Here is an 18,392-nt window from a genome sequence, read left to right on the forward strand (position 1 = left end):
CCCTACCCTCTTAACTTACCTTCAAGCACTTGGTATTGGGCTTGCTGTAATTGTGCTAGCGATAACGTCAGCAGCTGCACTTCACCCTCATTAGGTTGGCGCGTTAGTTGCCATGCGCTATTGATGATCACTTTGCCATCGCTCTCACCCGCAGCAGGATACACATACAGCAAGTGTTGATTTTCGCTGTCCCACAGCACTGCCTCAGGCTCTGCTAACATCAGCGGCAATTGGGTTAACGCCTCGCGGCTAAGTGACTTATTCGATGCGCTTTTCGATATCAGTTCACGTTCCCTTATCGCAAGTAATGCGCTGGGCTCTCGCCCTAAACGCGCTGTCACTGCAGCTTGAATCGAGGGCGTCATAAAACCTAAAGCCTGTACGCCTAAGCCTGGTCTTCGTTTCTGCCCTGGATTGGCGGCAAGGACTTCATCCGTCCATTGGGCAAACTGGGCGTGGCGCAGTGGGCTATTATTGAGTGCTTGAATAAACTGCGCGCGAGTGTCTAATGATTGAATAGTGCCAAGCTTTTTAGCAACGGCCACGTCGGTACCAAAGGCGGCTTCGCCTGGACTATAGGCCCAGCCTAAATCGGGGCTCATACTGCTGCCATCGGGCAGATCGATACGCGCATGGGGCACGGTTAACACTTCACCCGTTCCGCGCGCGACTGTCTCAGTGTCAAAGCGCTGGATATAACCTTCGCCATTTTCCACAGTGATCCCCATCGCCTTCACTTGTGCCTCGGTGAGCGCCCGAACGCGGCAACGACAGCCCCAGCCATTGGGAGGATAGATGATGTCCCATATTGGATCGTCAAAGCGGAACACTTTACCCCTAAGCCGCGCATGGGCTGGCCGAGTTTGGCCGTCATCTATCGCCACATACTGCCAATAGGGGTGGGTTTTAGTGCGCGATAACATGCGCCGATAGCGCCCAGCCATGTAAGCGGTTTGCAGGTTTTGACGATAGATAGTGTTTAAGCGGTAGGGACTCCCCAGCTGTACCTCGCGGCCATCGACTTCCTTTTTACCCCACCATCCGAGCTTTTCGAGTTGAGGTTTAAGGTTTGCCTGAAACTGCTTAGCGGTTAACCCTTGGCTTAGGGCTGCATCCACTTCATTACGGATCGCCGTGAGCACATCCATCTGTGCCGCCTTGGCCACCGTAAAGGCTCGGGCGTGGGCGCGAGTCCACACGTCTTGCCAATCGTCACTGATGGCAAAGCCTTTGGCACGAAAATAGGCCACCGCATCGGCGGGGGCTTGGTTAATGGCAATGCTTAAATCAATGGTTTTAGGCATTGGCGATGCCCCATAGTTCGGCCACAAACATTAACCGCGCGAGCATTTCGGTAAGCTGCTCGGTATCCATGGCGGGATAGTCCTTTTCCAGTTGCGCCCGCAGCTGCTCCGGCTCGCTCTGCAGTTGTGCCAGTAATGGCTCTACCATCGCCATATAGGCTTCGCTCATTTGACCTTGAGTGAGTGCATCCAAGGCTTTATCTAAGGCGGTTTGGCTCGGTTCACTCAACGGGGCACTAGACGGTTGAGCGGCTAAAGCCGCCAATGCCGTCTGGTTAGCAGCGCTGGCATTGGGGTCTTCTTGCTGGATCACCAGCACGGCTTCACCATTAGCGGGCTTAGGGATACGGGTCTTTTCATGCAGCCAGTTTTGTGGGATCTGCATGCCCATGCTGACGAACGCCCGCAGCGGATACGCTAAGGCCCGTAAGTCTTCGGCCTCTGTGGTATCAAAGACTAAACGTGGATGACGACGATGGCTTTGATAACTCTTGCAGTTGAGGGCATATAAAGGGGCCACTAGGTCGCGGGTTAAGGTTTCGGCAATCAGGGTAAGGTCAGCATCACGCAGCTCTTGGCGCACTTCGTTATGCACGTTACCGAGCGCATTGGTTGAGCTTTTACCGTCGGCTTGGCTGGTCAAGGTGCCGCCTAAAATCACCTTGCTCATGGTCTTTTCAGCCCAGCTAATCATCAAATCAAAGGGATCGGCTTGGCCTGTGGCGGCACTCTCAAAATCCATCACCATGCCCTTGGGCATAATGCCACCCGCGTTATGGCCAATGCTCATCACTGCATTTAACAGGGCGCGCTTTTCCTCATCGCTGGCACCCGCCGGATACTGACCAATACGCAGCGGCAAACCGTAGATCTCAAGGAACTCGGCTAAGTCGCGCACACTGTAGTTTTTAAAAATAAAGGGCCAGATTAACTGACGCACTAAACCACTGCGGCTAACATAGCCCGACTTGGCTGGATGAATATGTTTGATCCAACCAAAGGGCCACAGGTCAGCGCCATTGACCGTGGCATCACGCAAGCGCAGTTCGTTACGCCGCTCAGGGTGAGTCATAAACCAAGACGGATCGCGATACTCTGGCACTTCAATAAACCATTCACCCAGCTCTCGCGTCCAGGCTAACTCGTGCATGCTAAAGCCCTTGAGAATGGCATCACTCATTGACTTAATGAGCGTCTTTATCCAGTTTCCTTCTTCGAGCATTTCCTGCAGATATTCAGTGTCGGCCTTTTCCTGTGGCGTCGGGTTACGGGGCGGCACTAAGTAATAGTCCACGCCGATCAGTGCCCGTTTGCGCTTGTCTAACTCGGCATATAGGTGGCCGTCTTTCTCTTCGATATCTTCGGCGAGTTCACATTGGGCAATGAGATCGCCTTGCTCGGCGGCCTGCAAAATATTGGCCGCACTGGCGGGCGTCAAGCCGCTACTTGGGTGCTGGCTAAAGGTACGTTGCAGGCCAATTAAACGCACATCGTCGGTCTGCAGTGCTTTGGCTTCACGCTGATTAAACGGCCGACCACTGGCGTCCAAAATACGTGATTCAGTTGTTTTTTCTTGCATTACCAGCAACCTCGCTGCGTTTGATGATCATCATCCTCATGGGCACTTGCATGGGCATTCGGATTACGGTGATCACTTCTAGGAATGGGGGTGAACTCTATGGGGGCACCGTCTAAGGTGGAGGCGTATACCATCAAGAACAGGCTGATCGCGGCATCACCATGGCGTTCTTTTTCTTGGCCTGTACGTACATCGCCAAGGCATGGTGTACCTCGACGGTTAATGCTCAAGGCCCTTAGGTCAGTACTGGTGTCGTCATCCCTTGGAATAGTGATAAGCCCGTCTTCAAAGTGACTTTTAAAACGTGGCATTTGCTCGCGGTAAAAGGACTCAGACAGCATCACGCAGGCGATCACTTCACTACCGTATTTATCCTGGGCGTATTCGGCTAAGGCTTGGCCATTACCGCGCGCATCCATCGCGCCGCCCCTCAGCCGTGGCAAGCGGTCCACAATGTAAAACAGGATCTGCTCTTGTTGGCGAAAGGGAATGTTTTTTAGCTCGACCTGTAACTTGGTTTTAATGTGGAGATCTTGGGCGATTTCACCCACGTCAATCACAGTTAAGTCACCACTACGGGCAAAGTCTTCACCAAAGCAATGGGGGCGTGCAGGGTCTAAGCTATCGAGAACCGGCTTTAGTTCATCCTCACACCACTTAAGGATCTCCGCTGCCCGTAAACCCTCTGGCCATTGTCCAAAAGCATCGTCTTTTTTAAGGCGAACAACGGGGCCGCTATCAGCGATGCTCGCCATGCGTGCTTCGATTAACGCGCGGTTAAGATAGGCACCACCGCCCGATTTAGGCACGCAGAAGTATTCTTCTAACGCATCCTCTTCTGTGGCTGTGGCTTTGAGTAATTTCGCTTTCCAGTCATCCTCGGCCGCTTGGCTCCATTCGATGCCGCGCACTTGGCAAATACGCTTATACAGCCCCTCATTACAGGCATCATCTAAGGTGACACGGTGAATGGAGTAATCTTTTTTACCCGCACGGGAATCATTAATCAGCTCATTGAACTGGTTATCAATGCCATTATGGGTGGAGATCAAGCGTACCTTCGCGCCCCACATGGTCAGCGCCAATGCCGCTTTTAGCACTTCGGCCAAGCGTTCGTGAAACGCGACCTCATCAATGGTCACATTGCCTTGCATACCGCGTAGGTTCGAGGGATTACTCGATAGCGCCTGCACCTTAAAACCTGAGGCAAAGTAAATGGCAAAGGTCAGGATCTCTTTACCGTCTTGGCCTTCATCAACAAACACTTCTTCTTGGATTTCACCTGCGGCCTTATCAAATACTTTGGCCCACATGGCCGCAGCGTCGATAAATTCCCGTGCCATCTCCTTGTTACTGCCCACATAAAAATGGTTAGTCCCCCCTTGGCCACGGGCAGCTCCTGCGGTAAGAGAAGCATCTGCAGCCTCAGCCCAAGTGAGTCCAGTTCGGCGCGACTTTTCGGCAATCTTGAGTGGCGACTCGTCAGCAATCCAGCGCTTTTGATAGCCTAGCAGCACTTCTTTAGGATCAAAGCGACTTAGGAAACCTGCCTCGTACGTGGGATCAAAGCTGCTTGCCGTTGGCGTGATGGCTAGTGCTACCGCAGTCGCGGCTGCTAACACCTTTTTCTTAATGGTCATCAGGCAATCCCCAGTATTTCGCGCTTAAGCAAGGCCACGGCATCACTGGTTAAGCCTGCGGTTTTCGCGACCTTCTCGGCAGCATTAGCCGCTTCGGCCGCGAATGCGGTGCGGATCTCTTTCTCGCGCTTATGGCTGGCCATGGCAGCAGACTCCAAACGCTGCACTGCTAACATGGCATCTTTAATCATGCCAACGTCGGCACCTTCGCCCGTTTCATCTTGGTTTAATAGGGCTTTAAACAGCTGCGAACGCGCCATTTCGAGGATGAGTTTAGTGACTTCTCCCGTCGGTTTATCGCCCAGTTCTGCCGTCCACACTTGGGTGATCTCACGCATTTCGCGTAGGGATTTACCTACGGCCTCCATCTTAGTGGCGTAACGGTTGATGCCTGCGCGGGAAAGCTGCTGTTCTTCTGGTAGCCCTGCGGCTTTAATCAGCGCATTGATTTCATCGAGCAAATCAATCTGCTGAATCGAACCATTACGCAGCCCCGCATCGAGCTTTTTGCGGATAGGATCGGGCAGTAAATCCACTTTAGAGCGTCGGCCTCGGGTTTCACTCGCCATGGCTACTCTCCCGCCCGTGGACGTTTAACCCCTGGCACTACCGCGCGGCCTGTCGCCACATCTTGGCCGCGACCTGTTAGCGTTGCCGTGGTCACTTTGCCCACTAGCTCGGTTTTAATCAGCCCTTGCTCGTTAAGCCAAGCGAGCTGCACCAGCAAGGCATCACGGCTAATGTCGAGGCCGTAGGCATTTAAGCCATCTTGTAAGATGGACTCATTGAGTGCGAAGGCTCCCGCCTCGGTCAGTAATCGAAGCACCACAAGGCGTTGGTGCTCATTGATAATTTGCTGCATCGCCATTAATGGCCTCCTTTAAGTTCGTTTTCGAGAAGCATGTCGGTCTTGGTTTCTAAGCGCCTAATGCCTTGTTCCATTGCGCCAAAGCGCTCACCTAAACCTGTGAGGGTTTTATCGAGCGCATGCAGTTCGTCACGGGTCGGCATGTACTCCAATTGCATTTCAGTTTCGCTAAGGCGCTTATCGATTTCAGCCACCTTTTGGATCACCTTTTCGTGCTCAATACGTGGGGTAAATCGCGTGCTAAACCACGCCATCAGCAGTGCACAGAAAACGCTAATGACGCTGCCAATGAAGCCCCAATACTTACCGAAATATTCAAATAGCGATTCGATCATAAACGCGTCCCATAGCGCTGCTTCTGGCGCTTATCTTCATCCTGTTGGCAACTAATACAGCGCAACTCGTTAAGCCGCTGTGGCTCATTTGGCTCTAAGCAATCAATACAGATGCCATTGCCTTGGCGATGCTGTTTGTGCTTGGCGGCATCCCTTACTGCATCAACGCAGGCAGCTCGCTCGCGGGTTTCCATATTGCTAGCCCAATCGGTTTCGTCCATGGGGTTCCTTATTTTGTTTGGTCTGTTTGATGGCGTAGCCGCCAATCGTGCAGGGCTTGCCAGTCGAGGTTGCATTGCCCAAGGTCAGTGAGTAGCGAGAGCATTAGCCCCGCTGACTCTTGATTGCTGAGCGGTGGGTTGCGAAGGCACACCTCCTGTTGGGTTTGCAGGCACTGCAAGACCTGTGGCGGTACCTGAGTGACGTTGCACTCGCGCATCAGTGCTTCTGGCGGCAACACATACGCGGTCTTGTAAGTGGGCACGTAACGCACAGCGGGCGGCATTGTCGTACACGCGCACAACATCGTTAGGCACACTAGCCACACGCCATGTTTGTGTTTGTTCATCCTGGGCGTCCTCAAGTAACTGGGTGAGTTGGTGGTTAAGGTCTTGATTACGGGTAGCTAACGCGGCCTTTTGCTGTTCGACGGTTTGCACCTGCAGGGCGAGGGTTTTGCCTTCGTCTTTTAGGGCAATGCGTTCAACGTTGGCGTCTTGCAGCCATACCGCTAGGGTGTCGGCGCTCTGTTGCAGGGCAGCATTGTCAGTTAACGCTTGGGTGAGTTGGCTATTAGTGCTCTGCTGTTGCTGGTACATCAGCCCAATGGTGACTAATGCCAGTGACAAAAATAGCCACTGCACAGTGCTAATGATTTGTGAAGGATTCATTGCGCGCCCCCCTTTGATTGCGAGAGGCCCAGTTCGCTTAGGCAAATGGTTTGCTCTTCGGCACGACGCTTGATGAGGCCATTTAGGCGCACCTTGTTACCGAATAGGTCGGTGCCATACGTCCAGCCATTACAGACGCGCTCACCCGTTTGCTTATTGGTTGAACAGGCTTGGGTTAGCTCCTTACAGGCACCCACACGATCCCCTACAAGCAGCTTTTTACGCAGGGTTGAGCTGGCAAAATTGCCATAGCCCGCCCAATGCATAAACGACAGATAGGCCGCATGCTCGCCATCAGTAAGTGCTACAGGGGCCGTGAGTTGCAGCAACTGCTTATCAGCGCGAGCGATATCCTTGGCAAAAATCTCCATGCATTGTTGCTCGGTAAAGGTTTGCCCAAGCCTCAAGTCTTTGCTCGTATGGCCACGACAGGCGGTCAGCACGCCAACCGCATCGATATAGACGCTCAGGCTATTCCCTTCCCATTTATCGGTAAGCTGTGCGCCAGTGATGGCCGCCGAACTTAAGCCAGCGGCCAGTAAAATAGCCTTGAGTTTACTGTTCATTTGGCACCGCCATAGCTTGTGCCTTGCGTTGCTCGCGGGCTTTTAAAACATGGAGGTGAGTGACGGCATGCCAGCCTTGTTCAAAGTAGCTTTGACGAGTGAGACTGTGGCTATACACGGGTACGGTGGCGGGCACATCGCCTGCTAACTCCGCCGCTAACTCTGCACGAAGGCGGGCATTAAACCCGTCTTTGGCACACTGACGATGGACTCGGTTTTGTATCCGACTGATGTGAAAGCCAGAGGGGCGAAAATTCGCAATCGGCATACGGTTAACGCCGCTGCGACTCTGGCATTTACGAGAAGTATTGTGGGTGACAAAGGCCATAAAAAAACCGAGACAGTGAACATAGGTTCATTGTCTCGGCTTAAGGGTTTGGAGCGGATTGGAAAGGTTTCGGGATTAGCATGCAAGAAATTATGCTGATAACATTCAGCACCATAATTACTAAGGAATAAAAAAGTATGGATTCAACGGATAAAACGCTTAGGAATTTTCACACTAAGATAGATGCTGATGTCGGTTTAAAATCAAAACGCCGCGCATTAATTGTAACGTCTATAGTCTTGATAATAATTAGCTGGACGGGAGCGACTCTAAAAGAGATTACTGGATTAGTTGCTAAAATTGAACTCACCAATACCGTTGCAATTAAATATTTGCTAATCCTATCAATAGCTTACCTAATGTTTCGATATTTTGCTTATGCGAGAACATATCACCAGCAGTTACGCTCATTTTGGGTTAAACGATTTATGCAAGATAAAAGAGTTTTTCGCTACTATGTTGATCAAAACAATCCTCATGATGAGGATATTGATGGTCTACTCGGTAAGGCTCTAGATGTATGGGTTGGTGACGAACCAAGTGTACGATCCCTTGGGTACGAAAATCACGGATTCCCTTTTTTCGGAAGGAAAATAACCTATATAACAAGAGAGGGTTATAGCAGTGGGCATCCTGATGACCCCGATACTAGATATGAAGAGGTTGACTTTGTAAATGAAATCATTCTCAACAAATTTACAGACAAATGGAAGATCGAAGACTTAATAAAACTCTTATCAATTGAATACGGATATGTGTTCAAAAGTTACACTCACTATAGAGAGTACTTTGATTTAATGGGACCTTATTTTTTTGGAATTTTAGCGCTGTTATCGCCTATTGTTGCACCACAACTAATAAACTAGTAGATAAAGCACAAGTGTGAAATCTTGTGCTTTTTTGTACTTAAAATCATTTGAAAATAAGCTTCTGATGTTCAGTCATTTTTGTCCCGTTGTAGTTCAAAAAACATGGACGGAACTCACCACCTGCGTATGCCCCATAGCTGTTTTTGGCGTTAATCTTTAGCTGTAATACCCTGCGAGCACCGCTATCATCCTGCAACCAATCAAAGAAATGCCCTTCGACCTTGATAGAATCAGGATCTTTAAAATCACCAAAGCGTTTCAAGTAAGCCACACACTGCTCTACAAGGATTGATTCGTTAGCTGTATCGACAACAGAAGACATTTTCGGTGGAGGAGTTACTGAGATTGGTATGGCATCTTCGGCACAGGAGACTTGGCTATAGGTCTCCACCCCATTTACCATACATTTGTAGATTTCGGCCTCGGCACTAAATGCGCAGCACATGGCAGCAAATAAAATCCATTTCATTTATCTATCCTTAACTTTTTAAGCCGATTGTTGCTTTCTAATTGCTCTGCGCTCTTGGCTAATTCTGATACGCTCTGGCTCTGTATAAATTTTCTCCAGAACCATAAAGCTAAAATCCATAATATCGTAGGCTTCATCTTTACCTAGTTCGCCATCGTGCGCACCGTCATTACCATCCTGTCGAATGCAAGTCACCATGTCCTTTAACGAAGCAGGCCAATGATTATTATCAAAAAGCCACTCTAACCTATCGGCAAGATAATTCTTTTGTCGGGGAGTAATGGTTATTCCTGAGCCATCGGCTGGTAATTGAGACTTAGAAGCGAGATCTAGGCTTAATCTGAACATTGCACCTGCAGCGTTATAACAACCCGAGGCATAGCACTTTGCCCCCTCGACAAAGGCATTCTGTACGTTTAAAGGTAAATGTTCCGGAGAGGGGGATGCTTCAACATCAGCAAGAGTTACAAAAACGTGGACGTCTAAAAATTCATAAAGTAAATGTCTATGTATATTTAAATCATTTAATTCACGAAATGTTGCTCTGCCAGATACATTTGCACGAATCACTGATACTTGCTTACAATTTCTACATTGCATGGGCACTTCAAGATAAAATGTCTCCGGATAGCCATTAATCTCTCTTACTGGTGCAAAAGCAAGTACATCGAATGTGGTTTTTTGTGCCTTGCAGCGCGGGCAATCAGTTACATGAATTGACATATAATTTCCTGAGAAAATTTAACTTATTACATAATAACAACAATTGTGAATTGTTAAATACTCTAAATCTCTTTATGCCAAATGACCTTGCAGTAAGCCACACTTCTTAACTAAAACAATCTCCTCTGCTTCCTCGCCACAAAAGCCGCCCTTTGCTCTGCCACTATCTGACTGATCCGGCGCTCGGTGAGTCCATAGTCGCGGCTTAACTGCTCTAAGTTATTGCCCTTAAACTCACGCCAAATACGGATATCACGCAGCGCGTCCTTAAGGCGTTCGCCATTGGGGATGTAGATGTCCCGTCCGCCTAGGTAGGCACTTAGGCTAGTGGCTAAGGCTTCACTCACGTTATCCGCATTATCAATATCGTATTGCTTTAGCGTTTGCCGCATCACATCACACAAGCTTTGCAAGGTTGAAGGCCAGCGGCGAATGAAGTCCTCACGCTCATCGGGCTTAAGCGTGGCTAAGGTTTCGAGGGCTTGTTCCAGCTCGGCGGCGCTGGTGGACAATAAATCCAATTGGTTTTCGGGAATGCTAACCGCGTTTAGGATGCTCTTACTCATGACCATACCCCTCGTATTGCGCGACGATCACCTCATAACTTGCGGGGCGTGTACCTGCTTCATTCATTTTTAGCCGTTCACCACGGGCAATAATACGCTCGATAAGTACGCGCTTATGCCAGTTTTTCAGGCTTTCAAGCACTTTGTAGGCTTGCGGTTCTGTCATCCAAGCGGTGGCATCCACTCCTTCACTTTTACTACGTAGCGTCATGCGACGCACATAGGCATCAAGCGCCGATTCACTGTTATCCTGGATCACTAAGTGATGGCCCATGGTGATCCAAATAGCACGTATTTTATCTATGCTGGCTAATTTGCTTTTACCCGCAACAGGACTTAAACGACGTTTAACCGCTGTTTTATTGTTGGTTACAGTAGGTTTAAAGCCCTTTTGTTTAAACACTTCTAGCGCCTTTTCAAGCTCTGGCAAGTTCATTGCCCGCAAGGAGTCTTTACCCGTGGCATTTTTCAGCATGGCGCGGTAGATGGCTTCATCGAGCTGCAATGATCCCTTAGCCACATTGATTAAGGTGATCAGGCGCTTCTTGTGTTGAGCGACTGGGTGCGCCTGCGCATTAGTCTGCACAGGGGCTTTTTGATTAGTTTCTAACATTCGTCATCCTCATCGGTTGTCGCACTGGATACTATCTTGATGGCTTTAGGCTGACTCTTAAGTTGCTGCCAATGTGGTGTTACTGCATTTAAAAAGTTAACAGCCCATTGCTCACGATCGGCGAGCAGTTCTGCCTTAGTTTTCCCCTTACGAACGGGCCTAACTGGGCAGTTCGCAATGGCATATTTGAGTAAGCGTTTAGCATAGGGTGTCATTCATCTTTACTCTTTGGTTAGCTGCTCATCAGTGCCTAATCACTACATTAGACAGACCTCGCTCCAAGCTATGGAGCGGGTTTCGCAGGGTTAACGCATTACTGGCTTTGGCTCTAGCAGTTCTAAATTATTGAGTGACTTCTCCATAAAAAAGGCGATCACAGCGCGGCGTTCGCCTGCAAACTCTTGGCTTAACTCCTTGAGCGCATTGAGCAGCGCGGCGCACATGATCAAGCAGTAATGCGGCCTTTCAGCAGCTAGGCCACTGAGCTCGCTGCGCAGATTGTCAAAGCTAGCTTCAAGTAAGGTCGCTTGGCGTAATTGAAACGCCACCCGATCGAGTGCGGCTTGGTTGTCATCGAATAGGTGTTGAATGCCCGATTGTGTACTGAGTGTCATGATGTGCTCCTTGCTCCCCCTAAAGGGTGCTGATATCCAGTGGTAGTTGGGTATATTTGCCATTAGGCTGACGCTCATATAAACGCAGGTACTGACTAGTGCCTGTGATTTGAATCGCGTCGGCTATGGCGTCCATGGCCCGTTTCCAGTTGGCATCGTCGATATCCAGCTGGCGCAGACTGAGCACTTGGTTAACGTCGATTCGGCCTTGCTGGTTTACCCGAAAGGCATGCTCAACCATCGCCATCAGGCGGGTATCCGCGCCACCGCTCCAGCTTTTAATGCAGTCATCAATCAAGGTTTTAGCGGTTTGAATGCGTTCATCAAATACGCGGTGTTCACCCACGGCACGGCGCACTTGGTACTTGCCATCAAAGCTAGTAAGCAAAATATTGCCCTTGCTGCCACCGACCTTAACGCCATATTCACTAGCCGATAGTTCGGCAAAGCCATCAATTTGCACCATCGTCATCAGTTTGAAATTAAGCATCTGTTCTCGCAGTTCCTTGGCAGAACCGACAATAGCCAGCACTACTTCGTCGCGCAGTTTGTCCACGGGCTTGATACGATCTTCATGCACCAAATCGCCTACCGCGTTTTTGCGGTAGCCCTGCGGAATAGCAGCTTGGTTGTGGGTTTGTTCTTGTGTGTTCATCTTATTTGTCCTCATTCCAGCGCACTGTCACGCCATGAAATTGCACCGCCATACAACGGCGACGAATGCCTTTTATATTCTCGATAATCTCAACTGCCATGCGTTTAAAATCACGGCTTGGAACGTCAATTTGGATAACACCGCGATGCTGGCTAACGACCTTCATCCCACGAAGCCTTAAGGCGGCAATCACATTGATAGCTTTTGTTTGCATGTTATTTACCTTTCCATTTGTTATCCCAAAGGGCGCTATTTAGGCGGTTAGCCACCTTTTGCAACTCCCTTTCGAGTAGTTCGATATGCTGTAGTTGATCGCCCTGGGCGAGTCGGCGACAGAACGCGAGCTGTTCCTCTACGTTGTAACGACTGTCTGTCGCTGATTGCACATCGATCCTCTGTGTTACTGCCGACTGCTTTAACTGCGAATGTGGGCAGCCACCGCGACAGGCGCGATAGAGTCGGACGCGTTGTGGGTTAGTAGAGCTAAAAGGCCGTTCTTGATTGTCTTTGCAGGTATCAACGCTGATTTGTCCTGCAACGGGGCACTGTACGTTGTGACGTAAGTAGCGCCCTTCGACACGATTTTTAATGGTGTCGATATTGCCTTTGTATTTGTTCAGCAGGACCTGATTAAGCATGGTCGGACTGACACCTAGCTCTCTGGCAATCTGCGCTTGGCTGCTCTCACTGACTTTTAACTCAAGCACTTGGAACCAATTGTCCTTGTTCATAGCGCCTCCCTATAGGGATAAAACTTCGATTTGGTTGGTGCATAAATACCGTCATCGATTAGCTCTGGTGCTAAAGCACCACAGTCAACGTTGAGGTGATAAATGATCATTTCCTCCTCGATAGCTCTGATGCGGATCAAGCCTGCCCGTTGCAGGGCGTTGAGGTAACGCTTTACGGTTGAGCGCGCCACCCTGGCTGTGACCATGATTTCTTCAATCGAAAAATTGCGCATAATGCGGCAGCTGTTCCAGATCCGTTGATTCGCCTTAATCTTGGCGAACTGAGACTGGCGCTTTAACGGGCTGTCATCGTTTAACCAGTAGCGGTTTGTCAGCCCTGTACGCCCTTTCCATTCGAGTGTTAAGCGCCCTTCTCGATACAAATCACGCAAAAAGCGATTCGCGAGACACTTAGGCATTCCCGATGCATCGGCAACTTGTTCAGCACTAAAGCTGACTTTTCGATTGCGACAACAGCACATAAACAACCATGCGCTGTGCCTTAACGGGGTTGAGCGTTTGACTTGTGCCATAACGCTTAACCCACAAGGCTTGGACGTCGAACACCATGGAATGGCTGTGCCCCCCAGTGTTCTGCAGTGACGTAATCAAGTTCGTTCATTTTGGCGAGACGTTCGATTTGATTAAGGCCAATGACAATGCGACGAGCCTCACCACTGCTGGCTTTACGCAGTTCATCAAGGAGTTCTGGTTCGACTTTGATGTCGTTGTCTAAGAGGGAATCAGCCATCACCATGACGTCATCTAAGTCGGCTGGTCGAAACTCAACCCACTCTGAAATACGGTTAAAGAACTGTTTGCGTGTACTGATACGGCGGGCGATTTGGTCCATACCAATGAGGATCACTGGGACTTCTGTGTTGTCGTAGAGATCGCGCACCGTTTCAAGCATACGAACATCCGACATGAGGTAGTCGGCTTCATCGATGAACAATGGGCGTTCGTACATGCTCATTTGCTCAATAGTGAAATCGACCATCTTATTGATGCGCCACATGCCGCTCGATCCGAGTTCGCCGACAATGCGGTTCATAAGCGTACTAGCACTGTCTGTGGCCATGGCCCGAACATAGATACCGTTCACTTGGTTAAACAGATACGTGGTTGCAGTTGTTTTACCAAAGCCACTTGGGCCGTGGTACAAACCGAGACCTGGTACACCTATGCCTCGGGTACAAAGGTTGTCGAAGGCGTCTTGGGCTGTCAGAACATTTTTTACAGGTGCGATCACTGCTTTCATTTTGTATACTCCATTTGCTTTAGTTTTATGGCCTTCATGGCCGTTATGGGTCATAAGTGCTCAGTTGGTCGCTCTGCGCTTATGGCCCATGATTTCATCAATGCGTTTTGCCCCTAACTTGTTGTGCTTTTTGTAATCCTTTAGGAATGCATCCTCCTTTGGCGTTAATTCACGGTTGAGAGATTCAGCGGCAAGCAAACGTGCCTTTTCGTGCTCATTACGCACTAAGGTTGCATGCTGTTGATTAATGGTGTTTTTACGTTCTTCAATCGCTTTACGCTTCTGGCGTAAATGTTCAATTTGTTGGTCGCTATAAGCAGGCTTATTGGTTTTAACGAGCAGCTCTGCAGCCTCAGTTAATGCCATTAAGCTGGGGTTTTGATGGGCTATTGGCTGGGTTGGAAACTCGACTAGTGACTTAGCCTGCTTGGCATAGTGTTCAATGACGGTCTGATGGATCTCGCCTATGTTGAACGTTTTAGCGAGTTGCTTCATTTCGGCTCTGAAACTACGCAGTGACTTGGCTTCTTCTTTTTTGGTTTGACGATAAGCCGCAGGGCTGATCTCTTGACCTAAAAGACGGCTATCAACCGCTTCAATTCGTGTTTCCCAATTATTGATCGGGTAAATAAACGCTCGAGCGACGTCTGTTGGATCGAGGAATACTCGGACTCTTTGCCCTTTCCATTCATGCTCCAACATTTCCGGTGCCGTATAACGCAATCCTCCCGCTTTAATAAAGCCCTTAAGGATGGTGTACTCGCCAACGTGGTTAAGCAGGAGATCTAAGGCTTCAGGATGTTCGACTGCCCGCACTTGATATTGAGCTGCGCGATAGACTTCATTGGGTGTTTTACCCTTTAGGCCATCGTGTGCGCGGAGGTGATAATAGGCATCAACCCAATTATCAAGAAGTTGCTGTAATTCCGGTTGCGTCATACGGAGATCGTAATCAGCCTTTTCGTTCTCTTTCTTGTTGCGCTCTTTAAGGCGTACCGCAAATTCTTTCCGAGCCTCGATAGCCTCGCGATCATTGACGTTATGGCCAATGTAGCCAGGCAGTAACTCAATAAGATCATGGCTGAGCGTCTTAAAGAAACGTTCGATAAAGGGCTTTTCCCAACCTGAGTATGGGTTAGCACGGCTTTGTTCTAAGTCGAGTAAGTGATAGATACTCGTGGTTCGCTGGCTGACATAATCGCTGCCGTTATCGGTACGCATTAAGCCGCCTTGGTTTGGAACTCCCCAAGCCAGTAAGGTCTTGCGCATTAAAAGGCAAATGCCTTCGCTTGATGAAGTGGGCGAAACAAGCAGTTTGACGCGACGTGTGAAGCAGTCGATCACCGCAATAATGGTGTGTCGCCCTTCTTTCAACATGGCATCGACTGGGGTTGAGTCAAATTCCCATACATCGTTTGGCGCAGCCATCCATGGATAGGTTTGCTCAACTGCAGTCCGGTATTTATCGTTGAATTTTTTAGGGTTTGTAGTGAATGTAAAAGCCGCTTGATTCTGGCTTATCCATTTATTCACCCAGCGGCGAATGCTGGAGATGCTTGGGATCTGCCAAGGCATGTCGGTTTTTATCGCATAGATCTCGGCTAGCTTTTTAAGCTGCTTTGCCTTGCCTGCCAGATGCGGTTTGGCAGTGATCAGCCCCTTTAGGAAGTCGGCTAAGTCGGGCTCGTCATTCAGTAGACAAGGACGCTCAACTTTATATTTACCAGCGAGTGCGCTAACGCCATCTTTTTCTAAGACCTTTTCCCAACGGCGGATCGTTACAATAGAAACGCTGCTAATAATTGAGAATACCCAGTCCGGTAGTGCAATCGAACGCTGGGCATACGCTTTGCAGAATGCTTTTTCACCATCAACGAGCTTGCGAACCTCAAGGTAAGGCATGCAGAATTTAGCCTTGGCATTGACGATCAGCATCTTTGCATCAGCCCGCTTTTGCGCTTTATCAGGTAGATTTATAAACTGTTGAATGCTCTTGGCTTTTTCTGATTGACTCACTGCAGGGATTTGCAGTTTGGCAACAGCAGATCCCGCACGCATCAGGGACGTTGGAGATTTGGCTATCTGCTCCGCTTCCTGTTTTGCCAGCTTCTGACGAGCCTCAAGGGGTAAACTATTTAGGTGATATTCAAATCCTCCACCTAGCCCTTGTCGCCTTTGCTTTTGCCAGTTTTCATGTTTTGCCCTATCACGGATGCGTCTATCCCCGACATCCAATAGCTCTGAAATTTCTACAGTGCTAAACCATTCCTTAGTCATGGTGCTCTCCCACTAAATCAACACCAAGGTATTCAGATAAAGCAGCCATGATCTTGATGGCTTTTAAGCGTTTAGGTTTACGACCTGTATTAGGTGCAAACCATTGAACGCACTTCTGAACCGTCCTTGGGTTGTATCCATGCGTAATCGCCCACGCACGGCAGCTTTGTCCATTTGCGAGCAAGGCTGCATGTATATGACGAGCGCTTTCTATCTTCATAAGAATTACCGTGCTAATATTTTGATTACGTTCGCATTGCGAACGAACGCAGTTTAACTACAATACGTTACGCAGTGCGTAACGTATTGCGAATATAGATCCGAGTTAGGCACAAATCAACAGCTTTTTGCTTTTTCGCGCAGAAAATTACGCACTAAAGTTATTTTAGTGCGCAAAAGATTGATGTAGTTTCGGTTGGATATTCAGTAAACCATTACTTATTCGGTAGTTTTTAAGTAATAACTATTGCTCTCTTGAGCGTTAAATAGATTTTGGTTCGAGGAAAATAATGAAGTCGGAAGCCTTACATTCAGATCCAACTTTAGATCCGACTTCCACAACTGAAGTCGGCACTCTTGCTGACCGCATTTCGGAAGCTATTGGAAAAAACAGTATTAGAGAGTTCGCCATTAAAATTGGCGTATCTGAAGGCACCCTACGTAATCTAATCAAAGGTGGAGAACCTAAGTTAGATACCGCAATACGTATAGCAGAAGAGGCTGGCGTGAGCATACGTTGGCTTGCAACTGGCAATGGTCCTAAATACCCCAATCGCCAACGCGATGACATTTCCCAGGAAGGTATTGTTTACGTCCACCAAGACCAATTCAATGAAGAGTATTTCTTGATTGAAGGCTATGACGTGGTGGTAAGCACTGGACATGGCGCGTTTAATGATGAGACTGGTGTACGCAGACGACTTTCGTTTAGAAAGAACTGGCTTAAATACCGTGGTTTAAAGCCTGAGAATCTTAAAGTCGTCTATGCCAAAGGTAATTCGATGGAGCCCGCTATACACAGCGGAGATAGCTTACTGGTTGATATCAGCAAGACTACGCTAGAAGACGGCTGTATCTTCGTATTACGCCTGGGCGACGATCTTTACGCCAAGCGCTTACAGAAACTGTTTGATGGCGGCATAGAGATACTCAGTGACAACAAGGAGTATAAATCTCAGATTGTCTCTGCGGGTGAACTGCCAATGCTGCAAATTATTGGCAAAGTCGTGTGGATGGGTAAAAACCTCGATTAAATCTTTAAAAGTTCCGAGTTTATCAATCTTGATGAACTGTGATTATTTTTCAAAGCTGGCGAACCATTTTGGCGCCAGCTTTGTTTTTATCAATCCTAGTGAATCACTTCCGACTTAACTCACTACTCGCACACCTCTTGTACACCAAGGCCTCCCGCCTAGTTTCAACTAATCTCGGCTGTTCTCACTTATTGTCAATCCATTTGACTGGTTACAACTGCGTATTCGCTGTCAGTCATAAGAATGATTAACATGAAAAATAGCGGGCTAATAAAAAAGCGAGCAAAAATCAGCCACCACCAATAAGGTAAGTCTAAAGAATTACGCTACCATAATGAACACATAAATGGAGCCATTTAATTACAACGTCTATCGTCAATGCGCTATAGGAGCAAATGAGATTAATCTAAATATATTTAGCCAAACGCCTTTATCGCATTAGCCGTAACTCGCAATTTTGTGCAAACAGCGAGTCATAACAGGCAGAAGGTTACTTCAACTTCTATGTCTCACTTTATGGTAGGCAACGCACTTTGTTAGCTAGCTATTTAAATTTTATAGAAAAAGCAGAGTTAAAATTTAAAATCACCTAGGCTATATCACGAATTGTTAAGCACTTTTGCACCGAAACGTCGAATTCTGCGCCATGATGCACATTAGATGAGCACTTAACAGCATAATTACACTTTTTTTGGTAACTCGAGTTGACTCGTACAACGGGGCGTTTTACTATGCGCTCCGTTCTCAACGAGTCATTATGACTTTATGAAACGATTCCCCTGTAGTTCAGTTGGTAGAACGGCGGACTGTTAATCCGTATGTCACTGGTTCGAGTCCAGTCAGGGGAGCCA

Annotated in this window: 25 protein-coding genes, 1 tRNA gene and 1 other RNA gene; 3 read left to right on the top strand and 24 right to left on the bottom strand. The window is 48.5% G+C overall.

Going from position 1 to position 18,392, the window contains the following annotated elements:
- Positions 1–2: 2 nt before the first annotated feature.
- From BW947_RS13910 to BW947_RS13955, 10 genes are all read right to left on the bottom strand, one after another.
- Entirely contained in the window at positions 3–1,304 is a 1,302-nt protein-coding gene (locus BW947_RS13910; protein WP_076500535.1) for a phage head morphogenesis protein, read from the bottom strand.
- Entirely contained in the window at positions 1,297–2,883 is a 1,587-nt protein-coding gene (locus BW947_RS13915) for a DUF935 domain-containing protein (RefSeq protein WP_076500537.1), read from the bottom strand. Before BW947_RS13915 ends, BW947_RS13910 begins: the two co-directional genes overlap by 8 nt.
- Entirely contained in the window at positions 2,883–4,523 is a 1,641-nt protein-coding gene (locus BW947_RS13920; protein WP_076500540.1) for a hypothetical protein, read from the bottom strand. The genes BW947_RS13915 and BW947_RS13920 overlap by 1 nt, the downstream gene beginning before the upstream one ends.
- Complete coding sequence (locus BW947_RS13925; protein WP_006087223.1) at positions 4,523–5,092, bottom strand: DUF3486 family protein; 570 nt, start codon at positions 5,090–5,092, stop codon at positions 4,523–4,525. Before BW947_RS13925 ends, BW947_RS13920 begins: the two co-directional genes overlap by 1 nt.
- 2 nt (positions 5,093–5,094) lie before the next feature.
- The gene (locus BW947_RS13930) at positions 5,095–5,391 is read right to left on the bottom strand and encodes a VpaChn25_0724 family phage protein (protein ID WP_006087224.1); all 297 of its coding nucleotides are present in this window, start codon (positions 5,389–5,391) and stop codon (positions 5,095–5,097) included.
- Positions 5,391–5,726 (bottom strand): DUF2730 domain-containing protein, encoded by a 336-nt coding sequence (locus tag BW947_RS13935; protein WP_076500542.1) that lies wholly within the window; start codon positions 5,724–5,726, stop codon positions 5,391–5,393. Before BW947_RS13935 ends, BW947_RS13930 begins: the two co-directional genes overlap by 1 nt.
- Positions 5,723–5,947, bottom strand: coding sequence for a hypothetical protein (locus BW947_RS13940; RefSeq protein ID WP_076500544.1), 225 nt, complete (start codon positions 5,945–5,947; stop codon positions 5,723–5,725). Before BW947_RS13940 ends, BW947_RS13935 begins: the two co-directional genes overlap by 4 nt.
- Positions 5,948–6,031: 84 nt before the next feature.
- Positions 6,032–6,616 (bottom strand): hypothetical protein, encoded by a 585-nt coding sequence (locus tag BW947_RS13945; protein ID WP_076500546.1) that lies wholly within the window; start codon positions 6,614–6,616, stop codon positions 6,032–6,034.
- Positions 6,613–7,182, bottom strand: a complete 570-nt coding sequence (locus BW947_RS13950; RefSeq protein WP_076500548.1) for a lysozyme — start codon at positions 7,180–7,182, stop codon at positions 6,613–6,615. Before BW947_RS13950 ends, BW947_RS13945 begins: the two co-directional genes overlap by 4 nt.
- Positions 7,172–7,510, bottom strand: coding sequence for a hypothetical protein (locus BW947_RS13955; RefSeq protein ID WP_076500550.1), 339 nt, complete (start codon positions 7,508–7,510; stop codon positions 7,172–7,174). Before BW947_RS13955 ends, BW947_RS13950 begins: the two co-directional genes overlap by 11 nt.
- 137 nt (positions 7,511–7,647) lie before the next feature.
- On the opposite strand from BW947_RS13955, the gene BW947_RS13960 reads away from it, so the two are divergent.
- Complete coding sequence (locus tag BW947_RS13960; RefSeq protein ID WP_076500551.1) at positions 7,648–8,376, top strand: hypothetical protein; 729 nt, start codon at positions 7,648–7,650, stop codon at positions 8,374–8,376.
- A 46-nt stretch (positions 8,377–8,422) separates the two neighbouring features.
- Here the strand turns inward: BW947_RS13960 and BW947_RS13965 are convergent, their stop codons facing one another.
- The 14 genes from BW947_RS13965 to BW947_RS14030 form a co-directional block, all read right to left on the bottom strand.
- A complete protein-coding gene (locus BW947_RS13965; RefSeq protein ID WP_076500553.1) occupies positions 8,423–8,848 on the bottom strand; it encodes a DUF4124 domain-containing protein in 426 nt (141 codons plus the stop codon).
- 18 nt (positions 8,849–8,866) lie between these two features.
- Positions 8,867–9,571, bottom strand: a complete 705-nt coding sequence (locus BW947_RS13970; RefSeq protein ID WP_076500555.1) for a DUF4145 domain-containing protein — start codon at positions 9,569–9,571, stop codon at positions 8,867–8,869.
- Between the two features lie 110 nt (positions 9,572–9,681).
- Positions 9,682–10,137, bottom strand: coding sequence for a Mor transcription activator family protein (locus BW947_RS13975; protein WP_012197065.1), 456 nt, complete (start codon positions 10,135–10,137; stop codon positions 9,682–9,684).
- Positions 10,130–10,750 (bottom strand): gp16 family protein, encoded by a 621-nt coding sequence (locus tag BW947_RS13980; protein ID WP_076500556.1) that lies wholly within the window; start codon positions 10,748–10,750, stop codon positions 10,130–10,132. Before BW947_RS13980 ends, BW947_RS13975 begins: the two co-directional genes overlap by 8 nt.
- A complete protein-coding gene (locus BW947_RS13985) occupies positions 10,744–10,965 on the bottom strand; it encodes a hypothetical protein (RefSeq protein ID WP_076500558.1) in 222 nt (73 codons plus the stop codon). The genes BW947_RS13980 and BW947_RS13985 overlap by 7 nt, the downstream gene beginning before the upstream one ends.
- A gap of 15 nt (positions 10,966–10,980) precedes the next feature.
- Positions 10,981–11,053: hammerhead ribozyme type II (locus tag BW947_RS13990), an RNA gene on the bottom strand.
- Positions 11,054–11,055: 2 nt separating this feature from the next.
- Positions 11,056–11,364, bottom strand: a complete 309-nt coding sequence (locus BW947_RS13995) for a hypothetical protein (RefSeq protein WP_076500560.1) — start codon at positions 11,362–11,364, stop codon at positions 11,056–11,058.
- Positions 11,365–11,383: 19 nt separating this feature from the next.
- On the bottom strand, positions 11,384–12,019 hold the full coding sequence (locus BW947_RS14000) for a DUF3164 family protein (RefSeq protein WP_076500561.1): 636 nt from the start codon (positions 12,017–12,019) through the stop codon (positions 11,384–11,386).
- Position 12,020: 1 nt separating this feature from the next.
- A complete protein-coding gene (locus BW947_RS14005; RefSeq protein WP_063884365.1) occupies positions 12,021–12,233 on the bottom strand; it encodes a hypothetical protein in 213 nt (70 codons plus the stop codon).
- A 1-nt stretch (position 12,234) separates the two neighbouring features.
- Entirely contained in the window at positions 12,235–12,750 is a 516-nt protein-coding gene (locus BW947_RS14010) for a hypothetical protein (protein WP_076500563.1), read from the bottom strand.
- Positions 12,747–13,283: a hypothetical protein gene (locus BW947_RS14015; protein WP_076500566.1), complete on the bottom strand. Its 537-nt coding sequence runs from the start codon at positions 13,281–13,283 to the stop codon at positions 12,747–12,749. The genes BW947_RS14010 and BW947_RS14015 overlap by 4 nt, the downstream gene beginning before the upstream one ends.
- Before the next feature lie 5 nt (positions 13,284–13,288).
- The gene (locus BW947_RS14020; protein ID WP_012089134.1) at positions 13,289–14,011 is read right to left on the bottom strand and encodes an AAA family ATPase; all 723 of its coding nucleotides are present in this window, start codon (positions 14,009–14,011) and stop codon (positions 13,289–13,291) included.
- 60 nt (positions 14,012–14,071) lie between these two features.
- Positions 14,072–16,288 (bottom strand): DNA-binding protein, encoded by a 2,217-nt coding sequence (locus BW947_RS14025; RefSeq protein WP_076500568.1) that lies wholly within the window; start codon positions 16,286–16,288, stop codon positions 14,072–14,074.
- Complete coding sequence (locus tag BW947_RS14030) at positions 16,281–16,508, bottom strand: helix-turn-helix domain-containing protein (RefSeq protein WP_041411143.1); 228 nt, start codon at positions 16,506–16,508, stop codon at positions 16,281–16,283. Before BW947_RS14030 ends, BW947_RS14025 begins: the two co-directional genes overlap by 8 nt.
- A 289-nt stretch (positions 16,509–16,797) precedes the next feature.
- Between BW947_RS14030 and BW947_RS14035 the strand changes: the two genes are divergently transcribed.
- A complete protein-coding gene (locus BW947_RS14035) occupies positions 16,798–17,541 on the top strand; it encodes a LexA family transcriptional regulator (RefSeq protein WP_076500570.1) in 744 nt (247 codons plus the stop codon).
- Positions 17,542–18,316: 775 nt separating this feature from the next.
- Positions 18,317–18,392 (top strand) — tRNA-Asn (locus tag BW947_RS14040).

The organism is Shewanella morhuae (assembly GCF_900156405.1).
In the GTDB taxonomy this organism is placed as follows: Bacteria; Pseudomonadota; Gammaproteobacteria; order Enterobacterales; family Shewanellaceae; genus Shewanella; species Shewanella morhuae.